Source organism: Bradyrhizobium sp., from assembly GCF_016219575.1.
GTDB lineage: Bacteria > Pseudomonadota > Alphaproteobacteria > Rhizobiales > Xanthobacteraceae > Bradyrhizobium.
This window is the reverse complement of the sequence record NZ_JACRMG010000009.1, coordinates 911071-931371: the sequence shown is the minus strand read 5'-3', so window position 1 is coordinate 931371 and position 20301 is coordinate 911071. Positions and strand designations below refer to the sequence as shown.

The 20301-nt window shown below is 63.4% G+C and carries 16 protein-coding genes and 1 tRNA gene; 9 read left to right on the top strand and 8 right to left on the bottom strand.

Features of this window, described 5'->3' with window-relative positions; all coding sequences use genetic code 11:
- The first annotated feature begins 6 nt into the window (after positions 1-6).
- The 5 genes from HZB49_RS09460 to HZB49_RS09440 all read left to right on the top strand — a co-directional run bounded on the left by HZB49_RS09460 (position 7) and on the right by HZB49_RS09440 (position 5064).
- Positions 7-2970: a formate dehydrogenase subunit alpha gene (locus HZB49_RS09460; protein ID WP_291610439.1), complete on the top strand. Its 2964-nt coding sequence runs from the start codon at positions 7-9 to the stop codon at positions 2968-2970.
- Positions 2971-2982: 12 nt separating this feature from the next.
- Positions 2983-3579: a formate dehydrogenase FDH3 subunit beta gene (gene fdh3B, locus HZB49_RS09455; RefSeq protein ID WP_291610437.1), complete on the top strand. Its 597-nt coding sequence runs from the start codon at positions 2983-2985 to the stop codon at positions 3577-3579.
- Between the two features lie 78 nt (positions 3580-3657).
- Positions 3658-4668: a formate dehydrogenase subunit gamma gene (locus HZB49_RS09450; protein WP_291610433.1), complete on the top strand. Its 1011-nt coding sequence runs from the start codon at positions 3658-3660 to the stop codon at positions 4666-4668.
- Between the two features lie 17 nt (positions 4669-4685).
- Positions 4686-4808: a hypothetical protein gene (locus HZB49_RS09445; RefSeq protein WP_291610432.1), complete on the top strand. Its 123-nt coding sequence runs from the start codon at positions 4686-4688 to the stop codon at positions 4806-4808.
- A 127-nt stretch (positions 4809-4935) separates the two neighbouring features.
- Complete coding sequence (locus HZB49_RS09440; protein WP_291610430.1) at positions 4936-5064, top strand: hypothetical protein; 129 nt, start codon at positions 4936-4938, stop codon at positions 5062-5064.
- A gap of 93 nt (positions 5065-5157) precedes the next feature.
- Here HZB49_RS09440 and HZB49_RS09435 read toward each other — a convergent pair whose 3' ends face one another.
- The 6 genes from HZB49_RS09435 to HZB49_RS09410 all read right to left on the bottom strand — a co-directional run bounded on the left by HZB49_RS09435 (position 5158) and on the right by HZB49_RS09410 (position 10830).
- Positions 5158-5919, bottom strand: coding sequence for an outer membrane beta-barrel protein (locus HZB49_RS09435; RefSeq protein ID WP_291610428.1), 762 nt, complete (start codon positions 5917-5919; stop codon positions 5158-5160).
- Between the two features lie 501 nt (positions 5920-6420).
- Positions 6421-6678, bottom strand: coding sequence for a hypothetical protein (locus HZB49_RS09430; RefSeq protein WP_291610425.1), 258 nt, complete (start codon positions 6676-6678; stop codon positions 6421-6423).
- Positions 6679-6812: 134 nt separating this feature from the next.
- Positions 6813-6983, bottom strand: coding sequence for a hypothetical protein (locus tag HZB49_RS09425; protein ID WP_291610423.1), 171 nt, complete (start codon positions 6981-6983; stop codon positions 6813-6815).
- A 161-nt stretch (positions 6984-7144) separates the two neighbouring features.
- Positions 7145-7220 (bottom strand) — tRNA-Lys (locus HZB49_RS09420).
- A gap of 138 nt (positions 7221-7358) precedes the next feature.
- Complete coding sequence (locus HZB49_RS09415; RefSeq protein ID WP_291610421.1) at positions 7359-10070, bottom strand: glycosyltransferase; 2712 nt, start codon at positions 10068-10070, stop codon at positions 7359-7361.
- Between the two features lie 178 nt (positions 10071-10248).
- Positions 10249-10830 (bottom strand): beta-1-3, beta-1-6-glucan biosynthesis protein, encoded by a 582-nt coding sequence (locus HZB49_RS09410; RefSeq protein WP_291610419.1) that lies wholly within the window; start codon positions 10828-10830, stop codon positions 10249-10251.
- A 250-nt stretch (positions 10831-11080) separates the two neighbouring features.
- On the opposite strand from HZB49_RS09410, the gene HZB49_RS09405 reads away from it, so the two are divergent.
- Positions 11081-12706, top strand: coding sequence for a beta-(1-6) glucans synthase (locus tag HZB49_RS09405; RefSeq protein ID WP_291610417.1), 1626 nt, complete (start codon positions 11081-11083; stop codon positions 12704-12706).
- Here HZB49_RS09405 and HZB49_RS09400 read toward each other — a convergent pair.
- Complete coding sequence (locus HZB49_RS09400) at positions 12666-13046, bottom strand: hypothetical protein (RefSeq protein WP_291610415.1); 381 nt, start codon at positions 13044-13046, stop codon at positions 12666-12668. The two genes, HZB49_RS09405 and HZB49_RS09400, sit on opposite strands and share 41 nt — an antisense overlap.
- Before the next feature lie 181 nt (positions 13047-13227).
- Positions 13228-14439 (bottom strand): hypothetical protein, encoded by a 1212-nt coding sequence (locus HZB49_RS09395; protein WP_291610414.1) that lies wholly within the window; start codon positions 14437-14439, stop codon positions 13228-13230.
- A 164-nt stretch (positions 14440-14603) separates the two neighbouring features.
- Between HZB49_RS09395 and glmU the strand changes: the two genes are divergently transcribed.
- The 3 genes from glmU to glmS all read left to right on the top strand — a co-directional run bounded on the left by glmU (position 14604) and on the right by glmS (position 20069).
- Positions 14604-15965, top strand: coding sequence for a bifunctional UDP-N-acetylglucosamine diphosphorylase/glucosamine-1-phosphate N-acetyltransferase GlmU (glmU, locus tag HZB49_RS09390; protein WP_291610411.1), 1362 nt, complete (start codon positions 14604-14606; stop codon positions 15963-15965).
- An 80-nt stretch (positions 15966-16045) separates the two neighbouring features.
- Positions 16046-17503 (top strand): hypothetical protein, encoded by a 1458-nt coding sequence (locus HZB49_RS09385; protein WP_291610409.1) that lies wholly within the window; start codon positions 16046-16048, stop codon positions 17501-17503.
- Between the two features lie 739 nt (positions 17504-18242).
- Complete coding sequence (glmS, locus tag HZB49_RS09380; RefSeq protein WP_291610408.1) at positions 18243-20069, top strand: glutamine--fructose-6-phosphate transaminase (isomerizing); 1827 nt, start codon at positions 18243-18245, stop codon at positions 20067-20069.
- Positions 20070-20301 lie beyond the last annotated feature (232 nt).

The following is a 20301-nucleotide window of genomic DNA, read 5'->3' as shown; positions in this document are numbered from 1 at the left end:
GTCGCCGTGCTGATCAAGAAAACACATCGCGCGCGTTCCGAAACCGCTTCCCGCGGCAGCGTCGCCGAGGCGCTGGCCGGACAGGCCACCGGCCTCGATCGCCGTACCTTCCTGCGCCGCTCCGGCCTTGCCGGCGGCGGACTTGCCGCGCTGAGCGCGCTGCAGGTCGGCAGCGTCCGTAAAGCGGAAGCCGCGGTTGTCGGACCGCTGACGGCAGGCGCCGTCTCCAAGAAAAACATCTGCACCCACTGCTCCGTCGGCTGCACCGTGATCGGTGAAGTCGTCAACGGCGTGTGGGTCGGACAGGAACCCGGCTGGGATTCGCCGATCAACCGCGGCTCGCATTGCGCCAAGGGTGCTGCAACCCGCGAACTCGTGCATGGCGACCGCCGCCTGCGCTATCCGATGAAGCTGGTGGACGGGCAGTGGACCCGCATCTCCTGGGACGTCGCGATCAACGAGATCGGCGACAAGATAAACCAGATTCGCGGCAAGAGCGGCGCCGACTCCGTCTATTGGCTTGGTTCCGCCAAGTTCACCAACGAAGGCGCCTACCTGTTCCGCAAGTTCGGCGCATTCTGGGGCACCAACAACATCGACCACCAGGCGCGTATCTGCCATTCGACCACGGTCGCCGGCGTAGCCAACACCTGGGGCTACGGCGCGATGACCAACAGCTACACCGATATCCGCAATTCCAAGACCATCGTGATCATGGGCGGCAATCCCGCCGAGGCGCATCCGGTGTCGCTGCAGCACGTGCTGGAAGGCAAGGAACTGCAGCGCGCCAACATGGTCGTGATCGATCCGCGCATGACCCGCACCGCGGCACATGCGACCGAATATGTGCGCATCCGCTCCGGCACGGACATTGCCGTGATCTGGGGCATGCTCTGGCACGTCTTCAAGAACGGCTGGGAAGACAAGCAATTCATCGAACAGCGCGTCTACGGCATGGACGACATCCGCAAGGAGGTCGAGAAATATCCGCCCGACGTGGTCGAGCAGGTGACCGGCGTGCCCGGTGCGCAGCTAGAGCGTGTCGCCAAGATGTTCGCGACCCAAAAGCCATCGACGCTGATCTGGTGCATGGGCGCGACCCAGCACACCGTCGGCACGGCCAACGTGCGTGCGTTCTGCATCGCGCTGCTGGCCACCGGCAACGTCGGCGCGCCCGGCACCGGGGCCAACATCTTCCGCGGCCATACCAACGTGCAGGGAGCCACCGACCTCGGCCTCGATGTCGTGACGCTGCCGCTCTATTACGGCCTCGTCGAAGGCGCCTGGCGGCACTGGTCGCGCGTCTGGGAGGTGCCCTACGAGTGGTTCGTCGACCGTTTCGACAAGAACACGGCGGCGGATGGCAAGGTGACCAACACCATGAACACGCCCGGCATCCCGTCGACCCGCTGGTTCGACGCGACGCTGTACGACAAGAAGGACGTGTCCCAGAAGGACAATATCAAGGCGATGATGGTGTTCGGCCACTGCGGCAACACCGTGACCCGCATGCCAGATGCCCAGAAGGGCATCGAGGCGCTCGAGCTGCTGGTGGTCGCGGACCCGCATCCGACCACCTGGGCCGCGCTGGCGCCGGCGCGCAAGAACAACACCTATCTGCTGCCGATCGCCACCAGCTACGAGACCGACGGCTCGCGCACGTCGTCCAACCGGGCCATCCAGTGGGGCGAGCGGATCGTCAAGCCGATCTTCGAGTCCAAGGACGACAACGAGGTGATGTATCTCCTCGCCAAGAAGCTCGGCTTCGCCGACACGCTGTTCAAGAACATCAAGGTTGAGAACAACGTGCCCGTCGTCGAGGACATTCTCCGGGAGATCAACCGGGGCGGCTGGTCCACCGGCTATTGCGGCCAGTCGCCCGAGCGGCTGAAGTCGCACATGGTGAACCAGAAAGACTTCGACATGCTCACCCAGAAGGCCACGACCGGGCCGAACAAGGGTGACTATTACGGCCTGCCATGGCCGTGCTGGGGAACGCCGGAATTCAAGCATCCCGGCACGCCGCTGCTCTACAACACCAACCTCTCTGTCAAGGAAGGCGGCGGTACCTTCCGCCCGCGTTTCGGCGTGGAGCGCGAGGAGACGCTGCCCGACGGCACCAAGCGCAAGGTCAGCCTGCTCGGCAACGGCTATTACTCAAAGGATTCCGAGATCAAGGACGGCTATCCCGAGTTCACTCTCGGCGTTCTGAAGAAGCTGGGCTGGGACAAGGACCTGACCGAGGCGGAACTCGCGGTCATCCAAAAGGTCAACGCAGCCAATCCCGATGCGGTGTCCTGGGCGCTCGACCTGTCGGGCGGCATCCAGCGCGTCGCCATCGAGCACGGCTGCGTGCCCTATGGCAACGGCAAGGCGCGCGCCAATGCGTTCGGCCTGCCGGACGCGATCCCGACCCACCGTGAGCCGATCTACACGCCGCGTCCGGAACTCGTCGCGAAATATCCGACGCTGCCGAACGCGCGGCAGTTCCGCATGCCCAATATCGGCTTCGACGTGCAGAAGGCTGCAGTGGACAAGGGGATTGCAAAGCAGTTCCCGCTGATCCTCACCTCCGGCCGTCTGGTCGAATATGAAGGCGGCGGCGAGGAGACGCGCTCCAACAAGTGGCTCGCCGAGCTGCAGCAGGACATGTTCATCGAGATCAACCCGTCGGATGCCGCCGAACGCGGCATCAAGGACGGGGCATGGGTCTGGGTGACCGGCGCCGAGCACAGTTCGAAAGCCCGGATGAAAGCGCTCGTCACCGAGCGTGTCGGCAAGGGCGTCACCTGGTGTCCATTCCACTTTGCGGGCTGGTTCCAGGGCGTCGACCAACGCGGCAACTATCCGAAGGGCGCCGATCCCGTGGTGCTCGGCGAAAGCGTCAACGGCATCACTACCTACGGCTTCGATCCGGTCACCGGCATGCAGGAGCCAAAGGCCACCCTGTGCCAGGTTCGGGCAGCTTAAGGAGACAGCGTCATGGCTCGGATGAAATTTCTCTGCGACGCTGACCGTTGCATCGAATGCAACGCCTGCGTGACCGCCTGCAAGAACGAGCACGAGGTGCCTTGGGGCATCAACCGGCGCCGCGTCGTCACCATCAATGACGGCAAGCCGGGCGAGCGCTCGGTCTCGATGGCCTGCATGCACTGCACCGACGCGCCCTGCGCGGCGGTCTGTCCGGTGAACTGCTTCTACACCACGGCGGATGCCGTGGTGCTGCACTCCAAGGACCTCTGCATCGGCTGCGGCTATTGCTTCTATGCGTGCCCGTTCGGCGCGCCGCAATATCCCAAGGTCGGCAATTTCGGCTCGCGCGGCAAGATGGACAAGTGCACCTTCTGCGCCGGCGGCCCCGAAGCCGACGGCAGCAAGGCGGAGTACGAAAAGTACGGCGCCAACCGCTTGGCCGAAGGCAAGCTGCCGCTGTGTGCGGAAATGTGCTCGACCAAGTCGCTGCTCGCCGGCGACGGCGAGATCATCGCCCAGATCTACAAGGAGCGCGTTACCAAGCGCGGTTACGGTTCGGGCGCATGGGGCTGGAAGACGGCCTATCGAGAGTCGATCGACACCTGAGACGGCTCAGGCGGCGTGACGATGAGTTGATGCCGTTCCGGCCTGACCGGAACGGCACCTGTGGAATGGAGCAGGGTGATGGCATCTCTTGGACGACTTTTTCGCCTCGCGCTCGGGGCGACGCTGGGAACTTGGGCGTTGTTGCTTCTGGTTGCGCTCGCAGCGCCGGTCCAGGCCCAGCAGCCGAGCTCGGTCAATCCGACGGCCAGCTCGGTAAAGGAGCAGCAGCTCCTCCAGGAGCTGAACCGGATCCAGGGCCGGGTCAGCATTCCCGACAAGCGCTCCGGCATGCTGGAGCAGCCAGGGCGCGACTGGCGCAATTTCCACGAGGTGACGCTGCGCTGGATCGGCGGCATCGTCATCCTCGGCATGCTGGCCGTCCTGGTGATCTTCTATCTCACCCGCGGCCAGGTCAGGCTCGAGAGCGGGCGATCCGGCCGCACCGTCGTGCGCTTCAACGCGTTCGAACGCCTGGTGCACTGGATGACGGCGACTTGTTTCATCGTCCTTGCGATCTCAGGACTGAACATCACCTTCGGCCGTCCGCTCTTGATCCCGCTGATCGGGCTTGAGGCGTTCTCCGACTGGTCGCAATGGGCCAAATACGGGCACAACTATCTGAGCTTCCCCTTCACCATCGGCGTGATCCTGATCTTCCTGATGTGGATCGCGGGCAATATCCCGGACAAGACGGACGTCGAATGGATCAAGCGCGGGGGCGGCCTGCTCGGTCATGACCATCCGCCGGCCAAGCACTTCAACGCCGGCCAGAAGATGATCTACTGGATCGTCGTGCTCGGCGGCGGCGCCGTTGCGATCACCGGCTATCTCCTGATGTTCCCGTTCTACACCGCTGGGATCGAAGGCATGCAGGTCGCCCAGGTCGTGCATTCGATCGTGGCCGTGCTGTTTGTCGCGGCGATGCTGGCGCACATATACATCGGCTCCATCGGCATGGAGGGCGCCTTCGAGGCCATGGGAACCGGCAATGTCGACGTCAACTGGGCCAAGGAGCACCACAGCCTTTGGCTGGAGCAGCAGAAAGCCGCAGGGACCGATGCGCGTCCCGCGGCGGCGCCCGCGGAATAGGTGAGGAGCAAGACGCCATGAAAGCCTTTCTTCTCTCACTGGTCACGGCAGTCGTGATCGCGATCGCGTGGGCCGGCGTCCTCAACAAGGTGCAGGAGCCGGTCTCGGAAGCCTTCGCCACGACGGGCGTCCGCCTGTAAACGCCGACAGGCCACGCCTCTCGGCCCGGCCGTGGGAACCGCCGGGCCGGGCTTCGCGTTCTTCCGTTGAACCTTTTGCCTCCGTCCGGGACATACCGACGAGAGGCAAGGTCTCGGAGGTCGCGTAATGACCAACTGGCATGACTCAATGGTGGACCGGCCGGAGACGGACGGTGCGGCTTATGCCACCGGCTGGACGATCAGCGGGCTGGCCGTTCTCGGCACCATCGTGGCCGTCTGGGTGCTCGGCATCTAGCTCAGCCGGCAAACCCTTTCCGCCAAACAAAAAACCCCAGGGGGATCGCCCTAGGGCTTGAGTTTTCGCTGGAGAGAGTGTGGTTCAGGCTGGTTACCTGCCCCAATCAAACTTGTAGTTCACGCCGGCCTTGGCGACCGAGAGCTTGTTCTTGAGGTCCGCGTTGATCGTGAATGCAGGCGCACCTGCAAATGCGATATTGAAGGCCTCGTTCTTCTTTTCGAACTCGATGTAGTTGTATTCGACGAACGCGGTCCAGTTCTTGGTGATCATCCACTCGGTGCCGAAACCGACCAGCCAGCCGAATGCGGTGCTGTCTGCGCTCGTGATTTGAGTTAGACCGCCACCACCGCCGAGCAGGGCGGGCGCGCTGACCGCGTGCGTCGAGTTCAGCCAGGCGACGCCGCCCTTGGCGTAGACGAGACCGCGATCCAGCACGACCGCGCCGAGACGGCCCGAAACCGTGGCCAACCAGTGGCTCGTGGTGGTGCATGACAGGATGACGACGCAGGGCGTGGTGCCCTTGATGTCGGCGCCGGCGAAGTCCCCCTGGACGCCGAAGACCGCCCAGCCGGACTGCCAGTTGTACCCGGCCTGCACGCCGCCCAGGATGCCGCTACGGCTGTTCTGCGAGAAGGGGAACGTGAAAGCTATTGCCCCAAGGCCCGGGGCCGACGCCCCTGTCAGCGTGGATTCGGTGGTTCCCCAGCCGGCGCCGACGTGAACGCCGCCGTAGAAGCCGGTCCAGCTCCAGATCGGAGCCGGAGAAAGGACCTTTACGGGAAGGTCCGCAGCATAACCTGCAACAGTAGTGGCAAGAAGGGCCGCCGCGGTGGCAATCGTTTTCCTGATCATGGGCAATCTCCGTCAAGAGGGTACGCAGCACTGCAATCCGTCCGTAGTTCTACGGAACTGAGGGCGACGCTATGAAGATTGCCGGGGGCGCGACTATTGCGAGAAAGTCACAGTCCAGCGAATAGCAGCGTAGGACGATTTTTTTGACGGCGGATTTGCTTTTACCTGAAGTTGCGACTCAATCCTGAGTCGCGCTCCCGCTTCGCCAGAAAACCCGTGAAATCACGGGGATGGGCGGCTGATCAGGGGGCGACGGAGTCCCGCGCGCGCCAGCGCTTGGTGAGGTACCTCTTGTACGACCAATGCGAATGCGTGGCGTCTGTTACGCTAAAGACCCAGACGACCGGGCTCTGCCGCGGACCTTGCGAGCTTGATTGAGGATAATTCCTTAAAGCATTGCTGTTTAACTAAAAAAGCCGCACCGCCGCGCGGCCAGATAGCCGGGCATCGCCTTCAAAACCTCACCCCAGAGAGCGATCGCTCGGCTATTTGGGCGACGGGTCAGACCTCGGTATCCTCCAGCCCATACTCGCGATAGATGCTCGTCCGATCGGCGTCAGGGAACAGCCTGCACTTGGCCTGCGCCAGATGCAGGTTGATGGTCCCGGGCTGGCAGCCGGCCACCAGGAGTTTCCGGATATCGTCCATGTGCTTGGCCGGCTGATGCTTGGGCTCGAGCTGTTCCAGCGCGATCAGGGCGGTCGCCAGCGATTCCGTGACGACCCACTCGTCGTGGCCAGTAATCCCCTTTTTCGACATGGCGTGGCCTCCCATTCCCGGGGTACGGCTGAGTCGACTCCCGCAAGGCGGGGCGGGACCCGCCCGGATGCTACCCAGCTTTGCGGCAATCAAAAAGAGCGAAGACGTCGATTGGATGGCTGGGCCGCGCACTGTCAGGAGGCGCCATCACTCAGCACCGGACATTCGACGGCGAAGCCTTCAGGGATGCGCTCGGCCATCCAGGCCTCCGCCGCATCGGCGCTATCAAAGACCTTGATGTGATCATCGTCGCCCGGACTCCTGGCGGGATCGATGCAAACCCAAACCGTCTTCACCGTTGTCATCGCATTCCATCGCCCGACCAGAGGAGGTCAGGGAACTACGATGAGCTTCAATTGTCATGTCAGGATGTTTACTGAGGCCGCATGCCGCCGGTTAAGGGCGCACGTTGCCGCCGCGCTTGCCGCGGGCGACCTTCTAAAGGTTTGACGTTGTGGCCGAAAATTGGTGAGCGCGGAGGGACTCGAACCCTCGACCCCATGATTAAAAGTCACGTGCTCTACCGCCTGAGCTACGCGCTCACTTTACGCTCCGGATCGTGCTCCGGCCCGGGCTGTGTAGGGGCCAGACCCCCCCGGGTCAATAGCGCAAGGACCCGCCGGCGCGGTGCCGTCCGGTCTGGAATCATACAGTCGAAATCGGTGGTTACCGCCGCCTCTTCAAGGGGCGGCGGCCCGTTCTTCCACGGCCAATCGGCCGGCCTCGCGCTGGATTTCGCTCGTGACCGGCTGCGAGCTCGGAACCGCGGTGGGCAATGAGACCGGGCGCAGACCGATCAGTTCGGCGGCCCGCACCGCGCTGTTGCGCCAGAACGCGAACTCGTTGATGCGCGAATTCTCCAGGATCGCAATGGCAACCGCCGACAGGAACGGCAGGCTTTCCAGCACCAGCACGGCGGCGAAGATGTAGATCTCGCGCACCTGCTTGGTGCCGTTCGTCACCACCAGAACGGCGGCGCCGGCCAGCAGCAGCACGCCGATCACGGCCTCCCAGAACGCCTGGAATTCGATCGACATTCGCGACAGTCCGCCCTTGGAGGTGCGGGCAAACGGCAGGTGCTCGGTAATGAGGCCCTGGGCCACCGCCCGCGACACCGTCCATTGCACGCTCATCGCTGCGATCATGGCCCCCAGCATCTGCGGCACCTTCACGTTTACCCGCAGGCGATACAGCGCCAGGAAATGCAGCAGCGACACCACGAAGGCGGCCATGATCGGCAGCGTCAGGATCTTGTCGGGGATGGCGATGTCGGCGAAGGCGACGATCGGCACCCAGATCAAATTGAGGATGGCGACCACCACGCCGAGGCTTTCTGCGCCCAGCCAGTTCAGCCAGCCGAGGCCGAATTCGCGGCGCTGATCCTGGGTGAGGCGGCTTGCGCCGGGCAGGAAGCGCCGCCAGTGCTTCTTGACGATCTGGAAGCCGCCATAGGCCCAGCGGTGACGCTGCTTCTTGAAGGCCTCATAGGTGTCGGGCAGCAGCCCCTCGCCATAGCGGGTGTTGGTGTAGTGGGTGAGCCAGCCCTGCTGCATGATGGACAAGCCGAGATCGGTGTCCTCGCAGATCGTGTCGCTCGACCAGCCGCCGGCCATGTCCATCGCGGCGCGGCGGATCAGGCACATCGTGCCGTGCACGATGATGGCGTTGAACTCGTTGCGCTGGACCATGCCGATGTCGAAGAACCCGGCATATTCGCCGTTCATGATGTAGTGCATCAGCGAGCGGTCGCCGTCGCGATGCTCCTGCGGTGCCTGCACGAGGCCGACGCGGGGATCGGCGAACAGCGGCACCAGATCCTTCAGCCAGTCCGGATGCACGACATAGTCGGCGTCGATGATGCCGATGATCTCGGCATCGGCTGCGGTGCGGTCCATGGCGATGCGCAGCGCGCCAGCCTTGAAGCCCTGAACCTTCTCGGCGTTGATGAACTTGAATCGCTCGCCGAGCGAGCGGCAGTGGTCCTGGATCGGCTGCCAGAATTCCGGATCCGGGGTGTTGTTGATGATGACCACGCATTCGAAGTTCGGATAGTCCAGCCGCGACACCGCATCGAGCGTCTGCTTCAGCATCTCCACCGGCTCGTAATAGGCGGGGACGTGGATTGACACCTTGGGGAAGGCGACGTTCTCGCCGATAGTCGCAGGCGCCAGCGGCGCACTCTTGGTAACCAGCCGGCGCGGGCCGCGGCCGAAGGCAACGGCTGCGATTTCCTCGATCCGCGCCATGGCAATGAGGACGAGCGGGACAAGAAGCACCATGCCAAGCCCCAGCGCGAAGGCCGAACCCCAGACGAAATAGTGCGTGTTCCAGTAGGAGAACACGGTGGCGGCCCAGGCGCCGACGCCGTTGGCCGTGGCCGACAGGACCAGGGCCTGCATCACCGTCGGTTCGCTTAGCCGCAGGATCGGAAGCGACATCAGGATGCCGACGAGAAGGGCGATGGTGGCAAGCTTCCAATAGTCCGGATTGACGATCGGCCCGGTCCAGGCGAACTTCGGCTCGCGCGCGGCGTTGAGGATTCCCCAGTAGGGGCCGACGCCGCCTTCGAAGAATTTCCAGGGCTGATCGATCGCCTCGACGATGTTGTAGTCCATGCCGATGGCTTCGGCGCGCTTGACGAAGTTGCGCAGCACCGAGGCCTGCTCGAACTGGCCGGGAACGGCGTTGAGCAGGTTGTAGCCGGCGCTCGGCCAGCCGAATTCGGCAATCACCACCCGCTTGCCCGGAAACAGGTCGCGCAGCAGGTTGAAGCGATCGACGGCCTGGTCGACCGCCTGCTTGTCGGTGAAGTTTTCCCAATAGGGCAGCACGTGCGCGGCGATGAAATCGACGTTGTTGGCAAGCCTCGGGAACTCGCGCCAGACGTGCCAGATCTCGCCCGTGGTCACGGGCACGCTGACCGATTTCTTGACCCGCTTGATCATTTCGACGAGGTCGTCGACCTTCTGCTCGCCGCGGTAGATGACCTCGTTGCCGACCACGACGCCGATGACGTTGCTGTTGCGCCGGGCAAGCTGGATCGCGGCGTCGATCTCGCGCTCGTTGCGGTCGACATTCTTGTCGATCCAGGCGCCGACCATGACCTTGAGGCCGAATTCGGCGGCGATCGGCGGCACCAGTTCCACGCCTCCGGTGGACGAATAGAGCCGGATCGCCCTCGTCATCGTGGCGAGCTTCTTCAGGTCGGCACGGATTTTCTCGACGGTGGGGATGTTGTCGACATCGGGGTGGCCGGTTCCGTCGAACGGCGCATAGGAAACGCTCGGCAGCATGCCATGGAAGTCAGGCGCCGCCTGCTTGTCCTGCAGGAGGCCCCAAAGTGCGGCATGAACGGCGGTGACGAACAGAACAACAGCGACGACGGCGCGCATCGCAAACCAAACCATACGGGGCTAGATTAGTTCAAGCGAACCCGTCCCCTAGGTTCGACCGGCATCGCGGCTGCTTCAGGATAGTCCTGCCACGCGATTAGACAACTGGTATGGCGCCATGGCCTTTTGAGGGCGCAGCCGTTCAGGCAGCGTTCATGCACAGGCCCAACGGCGGAGCCTATTTCGCAGGGGCCGCCGGCGCGGCGGTGGGCGAAGGGGCGGGCGCAGGAGGCGCGGCGCTGCCCGACGTGGCAGGCGCCGGAGCCGGGGCGGCGGCCGTCTGGGGCTGGGCGCCCGGATTGATCCAGCAGGCATGGATGCGGGTATCGAGGCTGCGCGGCACTTTGTCGTCGATCTGGGCGCCAAAACGGGTCAGGCAGCGGAAGCTCGCCTGGACGTGGCCGCCGGGGCAGCCGAAACGGTCGTAGAGGTCGAGGTGGCGGAAGGCGGTATCGAGATCGTCCAGCCACATCAGGCGGACGACGCGGCGGCCCAGCCAGACGCATTCGGGGTTGCCGCCGGGGCCATTGATGGCTTGCTGGGCTTCGACGAACTCGGCGGCCTTGCGCTCGTTATCCCGGATGGCGTCGGCCGATTTGCTGTCCGGCGGGGTCTTGCCCTGCTGGTCCTGGGGGGCCGGGGCGCCGCTCTGGGCGAAGGCACCGGCCGATCCGATCAGGATGGCCAGGGCGGCCGGGGCCAAAATACGCAAGACTGGACGCAGGACCACACTCTGAAACTTATGTACCCGGCGACGCATACTTTCCCCGATTGGTTGGACGTCCAGCGCCAGGACCCGGGCGCACGGGCTTGATGCCGTTCGAATGGGCCCTCAATGCGGCGGAAACGGCACCGGATTCCCATGACTAAAATTTTGGATTTTGTCCAGCAAACTCACAACTTTATCTCGCCGTGGTAAAACCGCCCGGCGGCAATTGATTGCGCATTGTCGCAACCGCGCACTTGGCAGATGGCGGTCGAGACGCTAATCGACGGGCTTCGCCCGGAGGATGGAACCGATTTCTCTTCGCACGCCGCTGGCGCTCTTCCTGATTTCCCTTGGTACGATTGCTGCGGTGTGGTGGTGGCTGGCCACGCCGATCAATCTGGCGCGCGCGCCGATCGACCCCAACGCCAAGCTGCAATGCGTGTCCTATGCGCCGTTCCGGGGCGCGCAGACGCCGCTGGTCGAGGGCACCCAGATATCCCCGGAACAGATCGCCGAGGATCTGGCGCAACTGGCCAAGGTGACCGATTGCGTCCGCACCTACTCCATCGAGAGCGGGCTGGACCAGGTGCCGGCGCTGGCCGCCAAACTGGGCCTCAAGGTCATCCAGGGCATCTGGCTCGGCAGCAATCGCTTCAAGAACCTTGCCCAGATATCGACCGCCGTACAGCTCGCCAAGAGCTATCCCGGAACCATCACCTCGCTCGTCGTCGGCAACGAGGTGCTGCTGCGCGGTGAGATGACCACCGCCGATCTCGTCGCCAATATCCGCAGCGTGAAGTCGCAGGTTCAGGTGCCCGTCACCTATGCCGACGTCTGGGAATTCTGGCTGAAGAACCGCGAGATCTACGAGGCCGTCGACTTCGTCACCATCCACATCCTTCCATATTGGGAGGATTATCCGATCAAGGCCAAGTTCGCGGCCTCGCATGTCGATTCCATCCGCCGGCGGATGGCGGTGGCGTTTCCGGGCAAGGAGATCCTGATCGGGGAGACCGGCTGGCCGAGCCAGGGCCGGATGCGGGAGGGCGCGCTGCCGTCACGGACCAGCCAGGCCCGCGTCGTCTCGGAGATCCTAGACCTGGCCAAGCGCGACGGATTCCGGGTCAACCTGATCGAAGCCTATGACCAGCCCTGGAAACGCCAGCTCGAGGGCACCGTGGGCGGCTACTGGGGACTGTTCGACGCCTTCCGGCGCGGCGTGAAATATCCGCCGGGAACAGCTGTCAGCAACTTCCCGCTATGGAAGCTGCAGATGGTATCGGGAATGGTGTTGAGCGCGCTCACTTTCCTCGCCGCGATCCTTACCCTGCGGCGGCGGCCGTGGACGCCGCGCCTGATTTCCTGGATCGCGGTGGCGATCTCGGCGACCGTGGCCGGCAGCCTGCTCGGCATTGCCGCCGACAAGATGTTCTATGAGAGCTACGGCTGGGGCGGCTGGCTGAAATGGGGTGCACTGCTCGCCGCCGCGACGGCGTCACCGATATTGTGCGCCAATGCGCTGATGGCGGGGCGGCCGTTGCCGACGCTGCTGGAGCTGCTTGGTCCGCGCGATTACAGAACGGACTCGGCGCTCACGATCCTGCTCGGCCTTGCGCTCGGAATCACGGCGGTGATCGCAGCCGAGACCGCGCTCGGCTTCGCCTTCGATCCGCGCTATCGCGACTTTCCCTATGCATCGCTGACCATGGCGGTGGTGCCGTTCATGGGCCTGATGGTGCTGAACCGTCCCCAGGCGGGCGTACGGCCGATCGCGGAATCGGTGTACGCGGGCCTGCTTGCCATGGCCGCGATCTACATCGGAATCAACGAGGGCCGCGACAACTGGCAATCGATGTGGACGTGCGCGATGTACCTGCTGTTTGCGCTCACGCTGTGGCGGGCGCGGGCCGGGCAAAGCCCAAAATGAGCAGGCCGATCGCAATCCCCGACAGCGTGATGTTGTAGAGCACGATGCCGAGGCCTGCGGCGACCAGGCCCCCGGTCAACAGCACGATCGACGGCCGCATCACGTGCAGCGCGGCGATGATCAGTGCGACGGTGCCGAACACCGAGTGCTTGAACAGATAGGTCGCAAGCGAGCGCATCTTGCACAGCACGCTCTGAAGCCCTGCATCGCATGCCAGCGCCACCGGCGAGTATTCGACGGCGAGATAACGCAGATACAGCGCATAACCGACGGTGACGAAGCCGACGACGAGCAGGAATTGCACCTGGTACGGGGTTAGCCGGAACGGGATCTTTTTCATGCGCGGAATATGCCGGGGTTCTCCGTGCAGGACAAGGCGTGGCGATATATCTTGGCAGATTGGGAGCAACCGAACTCGCCGTCATGGCCGGGCTTGTCCCGGCCATCCACGCCTTTCTTGCTTTTGGCTACAAAGACGTGGATGCCCGGCACAAGGCCGGGCATGACGCAAACTGACTCTGTCAGTTCTTCTTGCCGCTGAAAAAGGACGACCAGCTCGACGACGTCGCAGCCTCCGGCTTCTTCGCCGGCTCCTCGGCCGCCGCACGTTTTTGGGCTGCGTTCTTCTTGCGCGTCGCCGGCGGCGCAACGACAGCCGGCTTTGCAGCCGCCGGCGGCGCATCCTCGGCCTTCAGCGCGAGGCGCTGGCCGTCATACACGGCGGTTTCGCAGTCGCGGTCGTTCTCGATCAGCACCGCGCAGATTTTCGCTGCCGCCGCGGCATCGCCGAGGGGACCTGCGACCAGTCGCAATTGCATGCCGCGGCCGCCGCTGCCTTCGCGTATCACGATGAGCGGTTGCAACGCCGCCAGCGGCGCATTCGACCGTGACTTCAGCAACCCGCGCCACAGGGCGCGCAAGCCGGCAATCGAATTGGCGCCGCCGACATCGACGCCGAATTCGGTGCGCTGGACCTTTGGCAGGGCCGCGTCCGCCGCATCCTGCTCGGCGCTTTCGCCCGGCGGTGCGGCCGCGACCACGGCAGGGATGGGCTCTGTTGCGATGGCGCTGGCCGGCTTCGACGTCTCGATCAGTTTTCCGGCAGCCGGATCCGGCGGCGCCATCATGGACTTGGTTTCGACCAGCGGCGTCGCCGGCATCGCCGCCGGCCTGGTCGCGACGTCCTTGATGGCCGAGGTGCTGGCGGGCGACGGCTCGGCGCTGGCAGCGGCGGCGGCCCTCTCGCCCTGCGCCGCCGGCTTGGTCGCGACCGGCGCTATGACCGGGGCGGGAGCCTGCACGGCAGGCTGCGCGTCGGGCTGCGCGGAAGCGACCACAGGTGCATTTTGTCTGGCGATGGCGCCAGTGACGGAATCGAGCCCCTGTTCCAGCACGGTGACGCGCGTGTAGAGGCGGTCGCGGTCGCTGTTCAGCGTTTCTACGGCGGAGGCGAGCCGCCGCGCCTCGTTCTGGCTTTCCCGCGTCGCGGCCTGCAGCCGGTTGGCCTGCTGCACCAGGTCGGCGGTCGCGGCCTGGTCGCGCCGCCAGCCGAGCGATGCCTGGTTGGCCATCACGGCAATGACGAGGGCCGCAACGGATCCGACACCCCAGGAAGCGACGCGCCACAGGGTGCGGCGGCGGTCGTAACCGTCTTCCTCGGCCAGCAGTGAGCTGAACAGACCGCCGGTATCTTGGGCTTCAAGGCCGGCGAGATGGTCGGAATTCTTGGCCAAAAATGGTTGGCCCTCCTCGAGGCCTGCCGAATCAAAGGGAAAGATATCAGGAAATCCGCCGTCACCCTGAATCCGCCAGCATTCCCGGTAGCGAATCGCCTTTCCCTTGCACGCAAAAACGCATTAAGACGGCGGCGCCTTTTGCTTGGACCCCAGGGATTCGAATGACCGCCCGTTCCAGTCTCACCGTCGTGCTCGCCGCCGGCGAGGGAACGCGCATGCGGTCGGCACTGCCCAAGGTGCTGCATCCCGTGGCCGGGCAATCGCTGCTGTCGCATGTGTTGCAGGCCGCGCCGCAGGGGCAGGGAACTTCGCTCGCCGTCGTGGTCGGCCCCGATCACGCCGCCGTCGAGGCCGAGGCAAAGCGGCTGCGGCCGGATGCCTCGACCTTCGTCCAGCGCGAGCGGCTGGGAACCGCGCATGCGGTTCTGGCGGCGCGCGAGGCGATCGCGCGCGGCGCCGACGACCTGCTGATCGCGTTCGGCGACACGCCGCTGATCTCGGCCGAAACGTTCGCGCGGATGCGGGCGCCGCTGGCCAAGGGCGCAGCGCTCGCGGTGCTCGGGTTCCGCGCCGCCGATCCGACCGGCTATGGCCGGCTGCTGATCGAGAACGGCAAGTTGGTTGCGATCCGCGAGCAGGCCGATGCCAGCGCCGAGGAGCGCAGGATCACGCTGTGCAATGCCGGCGTGATGGCGTTCGACGGCCGCCATGCGCTGCAGATTCTGGACAAGATCGGAAATGCCAACAGCAAGGGCGAGTATTACCTCGTCGATGCCGTCACCATCGTGAGGGATATGGGATTGGAGGCCGTCGTGATCGAAACCGGCGAAGACGAAGTACGCGGCATCAACACCAAGGCGCAGCTGGCGGAAGCGGAGGGCGTCATGCAGGCGAAATTACGCAAGGCGGCGCTCGATGCCGGCGTCACGCTGGTTGCACCGGAAACGGTGTTTCTCGCCGCCGACACCAAATTCGGCCGCGACGTCACCATCGAGCCATTCGTGGTGATCGGCCCCGGCGTGACCATCGACGACGGCGCCGTCATCCATTCCTTCTCGCACATCGTGCAATCCCAAATCGGCAAGAACGCGCAGATCGGGCCTTACGCGCGGTTGCGGCCAGGCAACTCGCTCGGCGAGGGCTCGAAGGTCGGCAATTTCGTGGAGATGAAGGCTGCGACGCTGGAAGCCGGCGTCAAGGTCAACCATCTCTCCTACATCGGCGACGCCCATGTCGGCGCCAAAGCCAACATCGGCGCCGGCACCATCACCTGCAACTATGACGGCTTCGCCAAGCACAAGACCACGATCGGCGCCGGCGCCTTCATCGGCACCAATTCCTCGCTGGTGGCACCCGTCAAAATCGGCAGCGGCGCCTATATTGGCTCGGGCTCGGTCATCACCAAGGACGTGCCCGACAATGCGATGGCGGTGGAGCGCAGCCCGCAGACCATCCGCGAGGGCGGCGCGACGCGGTATCGTGAGCTGAAGACGGGCGGGAAGACTCAAAAGAGCGGCGAGTGACGGGGCTAAAAAGCCTTCCACTTAACCCTGTCACAAGAGGCTCGGATGATGCGCGAAGAGTGAGCAAATGAGATAACGACATGGCGTTCGACGTTCATGGAGAGGCCCACGTTAGAAATTTCCTCGCGGCTATCAGCCCATGGGAGTCCGGCTATCTCGAGAACTCGTTTACTTATGTTGCTACGCGTCTTGGCAATGATTTCGTGCTGGCACAAGGCATGTTGTGGCTGCGGCCTTTTCAATCGCCGATACCGCTGACTCATTTCGAATCTGAGAATGTAAGGGCCGGGCACTTCAAATTATCGGACGTCGGCAAGACGTACCGGGAGGTGATCAAGGAGCTTGGTGAAGGCTATTTGACTACGCCTCACGGAACGCTTCTTTTTCCGAGTCGCGCGGCATCTTTCACGCCGCTTCATCCCGCAGCATTGCAATCACAATCTCGTCTCAACGTCTTGAAGATCACTGGCGCAGCACAGCTGTTATCTGCGAACCCATCGGTACTCGATTGGGAATTGCGAAGTTCGCCGATCCCTTTCGACACTGTTCAAGAGCTTCTTTCGGAATACGGATTGGGTGGATTGTTTAATGACTTCATCACGGTCGAAGTTATTGCTACGCCTGTCATGGGTTTCGATGGAGATGAGTGTCGAATTACTGAGGATAAGGCACATATCGCAATTCGACTAGCGCCTACGCTGGATGCAAAAAAAGTCTCAGTCGGCTATCGCGAGATTAATCCCGGAACAACAGTAAAGCGTGGCTCGCTTGCAGGTTCGCAGTTTGTTTGGACGCAGGAGCCAGAGAGGCAGGTTGGCACATTTGATCTTGCAGTAAGTAAGGCGGCATTGTTGCACTGCTACGCGATCTACAATGGAGTTGCGCAAACGCATTGGTTCATCACCGACCCGACAACGTCGCAGAATGCTCGTCGTGTGGTGGTCGAAACATTTGATCCGGGGCTAACGATTCTTACGGAGTTTATGGGACGGCCCCGGGGCAAAAGCTATGACGCTCGGGATTTAGAGGCCGCGGTTGCCTGGATGTTTTGGATGCTCGGCTTCAGCACGGTTCAATTGGGGTCGACAGCACGGACGCAGGATTTTTCGGACGTTGTGCTCGTCACACCGCAAGGGCACCTCGCGATTGTGGAATGTACGGTCGGGTTGCTCAAGGCCGGGGACAAATTGGCGAAGTTGGTGGCGCGGCATGTGATCTTGCGGGATCGTCTCGACAAGTCGAACAGTGGACATCTCAAATTGCTGCCTATTATGGTGTCCACGCTTCCACGCGCGGAATTGCAGGCAGATCTTGAACAAGCAGAGCGTCTGGGAGTCTTGGTGCTGGCCCGAGAGCAACTTGATCAAATTGTGTCTCGCACTATGATCGCGAACAATCCCGACGAACTCTTCCAAGAAGCGGAAAAGCGTGTGCAGAGCGCACAAGAGGCGTTCCGGTCGAAGCCGGAAACTGAACCAGAGCTTCCATTTGAACCCGAACAACTCGGAGTCCAACCGGCTGACAAGCCCGCCACCTGAAATGGCGCCCCGGAAAGGAATCAGGCGACGGTGACATCCGCTAGTGGCGCCCCTTAGCTCAACCGTTCATTGATGCCATTGTTGCAAAACCGACACGACGGGCAAATCAGCCAAAACCCGTCAAGCCCCAAAACCAAAAAGATTTCCCTTTACCAGAATTCTGATTTACGGTATCGATCACCCCAGCCCGCGCCGCCATGAGGGACGTTTGCGCGATCGTCACGGAACGTGGTGCGGGTTGCGATGGGACGCTGCCGGCGTCAGGTGATCCTTCACCCGACGAAACGCTAGCCGCGTTCGGCGAAGTCGTGTGGTCCTGGCGCCGCGACCCTGGCGTCTATCCGGCCCGCCTGTGCGGGCCTGGCAACGGTGACAATAAAGGCCGCTCACCGGGGAGAGCACGAAGTAAGCCGTCAAACCATTGCGCGGGGAAGGCCGGGATGTCCTGGCTGTACCTGTCAAACCCGTGTGCGTTCTTCCACTACCTATTGCACACGGTGGATTGCGGGTGCCGCCGGCGCCCGGCCTTCCCTGCGCCCTCTACTTGGGGAGGGCCGACGAGTTTGCAAAACCCCGGGCGAAAACCATGCCGCGGGAACGCGAGCGCATGTTTTTCTTCCCTCGATTAAGGTTTCGACTTAACCCTGTCTCAATACGCAACAAATATTGAGTTCCTCGACGCGGCCGAATTTCGTTAAGAAAGCGGCGCGCTCGCTTTCGATTTGGGGTATTGCACCGCATGTGCGGCATTGTCGGCATTTTGGGTCGTGCTCCCGTCGCGGAGCTGCTGGTTGATTCGCTCAAGCGGCTGGAATATCGCGGCTATGATTCCGCAGGCGTCGCCACGCTGGAGGGCAAGAAGCTCGATCGCCGCCGCGCCGAAGGCAAATTGAAGAACCTCGAAGCCACGCTCGAGGCCAGGCCGCTCGCCGGCCATACCGGCATCGGCCACACCCGCTGGGCCACCCACGGCAAGCCGACCGAAAACAACGCGCATCCGCATTCGACCGAGCGCGTCGCCGTCGTCCATAACGGTATCATCGAGAATTTCCGCGAGCTGCGCGAGGCGCTGGAGAAGAAGGGCACGGTCTTCAAGACCGAGACCGACACCGAGATCGTGCTGCACCTCGTCGACGACATGCTGAAGCGCGGCGTCAAGCCGGTCGAGGCGGTGCGCGCGGCGCTGTCGCAGCTGCGCGGCGCGTTCGCGCTCGGCTTCATCTTCGCGGGCGAGGACGACCTGATGATCGGCGCGCGCAATGGTCCGCCGCTCGCTATCGGTTACGGCGAAGGCGAGATGTATCTGGGCTCGGATGCGATTGCGCTCGGACCGTTCACCGACACCATCGCCTATCTCGAGGACGGCGACTGGGTGGTGCTGACGCGCAAGGGCGCCACCATCTACGACAAGACCGACGCCGTCGTGCAGCGCGAGGCGACAAAGCATTCCGCGGCGACCTCGCTGGTGGACAAGGCGAACTACCGCCACTTCATGGCCAAGGAAATCCACGAGCAGCCGGAAGTCGTCGGCCACACGCTGGCGCGCTATGTCGACATGGCGACCGAGCGGGTGGCGATGCCGGTCAGGCTGCCGTTCGACTTCAGGGATATCCAGCGTATCTCGATCGTTGCCTGCGGCACGGCGAGCTATGCGGGCTTTATCGCCAAGTACTGGCTGGAGCGGTTCGGCCGCGTGCCGGTCGAGATCGACGTCGCCTCCGAATTTCGCTACCGCGAGGTGCCCCTGCGCAAGGGCGATCTCGCCATCTTCATCTCGCAGTCCGGCGAGACCGCCGACACGCTGGCCGCGCTGCGCTACGCGAAAGAGCAGGGCGTCCACACGCTCGCCGTCGTCAACGTGCCGAGCTCGACGATCGCGCGCGAGGCCGAGACGGTGCTGCCGACCATCGCCGGCCCCGAGATCGGCGTTGCCTCCACAAAAGCCTTCACCTGCCAGCTCATGGTGCTGGCGGCGCTGTCGATTGCGGCCGGCAAGGCGCGCGGGCATCTGTCTGATGACGACGAGATCAAGCTGGTGCATGGCCTGGTCGAGGTGCCGCGGCTGATGGCTGCGGCGCTGACGACGGAAGCGCAGATCGAGAAGCTCGCACGGGAAATCGCGAAATCGAAGGACGTGCTCTATCTCGGCCGCGGCACCAGCTATCCGCTGGCGCTGGAAGGCGCGCTGAAGTTGAAGGAAATCTCCTACATCCACGCCGAGGGCTATGCCGCCGGCGAGCTCAAGCACGGACCCATTGCACTGATCGACGAGAACATGCCCGTCGTGGTGATCGCGCCGCACGATCGCGTGTTCGAGAAGACCGTCTCCAACATGCAGGAGGTCGCCGCCCGCGGCGGCAAGATCATCCTGATGACGGATGCCAAGGGGGCGGCGGAAGCCACCATCGAGTCGCTGGTGACGATCGTGCTGCCCGACATGGCGGCGGCTTTCACCCCAATGGTCTATGCCGTCCCGGTGCAGCTACTCGCCTACCACACCGCCGTGATCATGGGCACCGACGTCGACCAGCCCCGGAATCTCGCGAAATCGGTCACGGTCGAGTAGGGGGTATCGCATTTGACCCTGCGCGCTTTCGCGCAGACGTTTCCACATCGTCATGCCCGGGCTTGTCCCGGGCATCCACGTTTTTGCGGCGGGAAAGGTCGTGGATGGCCGGGACAAGCCCGGCCATGACGAGTTTGTGGCAGGCTGCCGATGAAAACAATCAGTCTATGCGACAGACCTACATCGGTAGGGGCGACGCTTGCCCCTTCAAAAACCTGCTAGGATGGCTTAG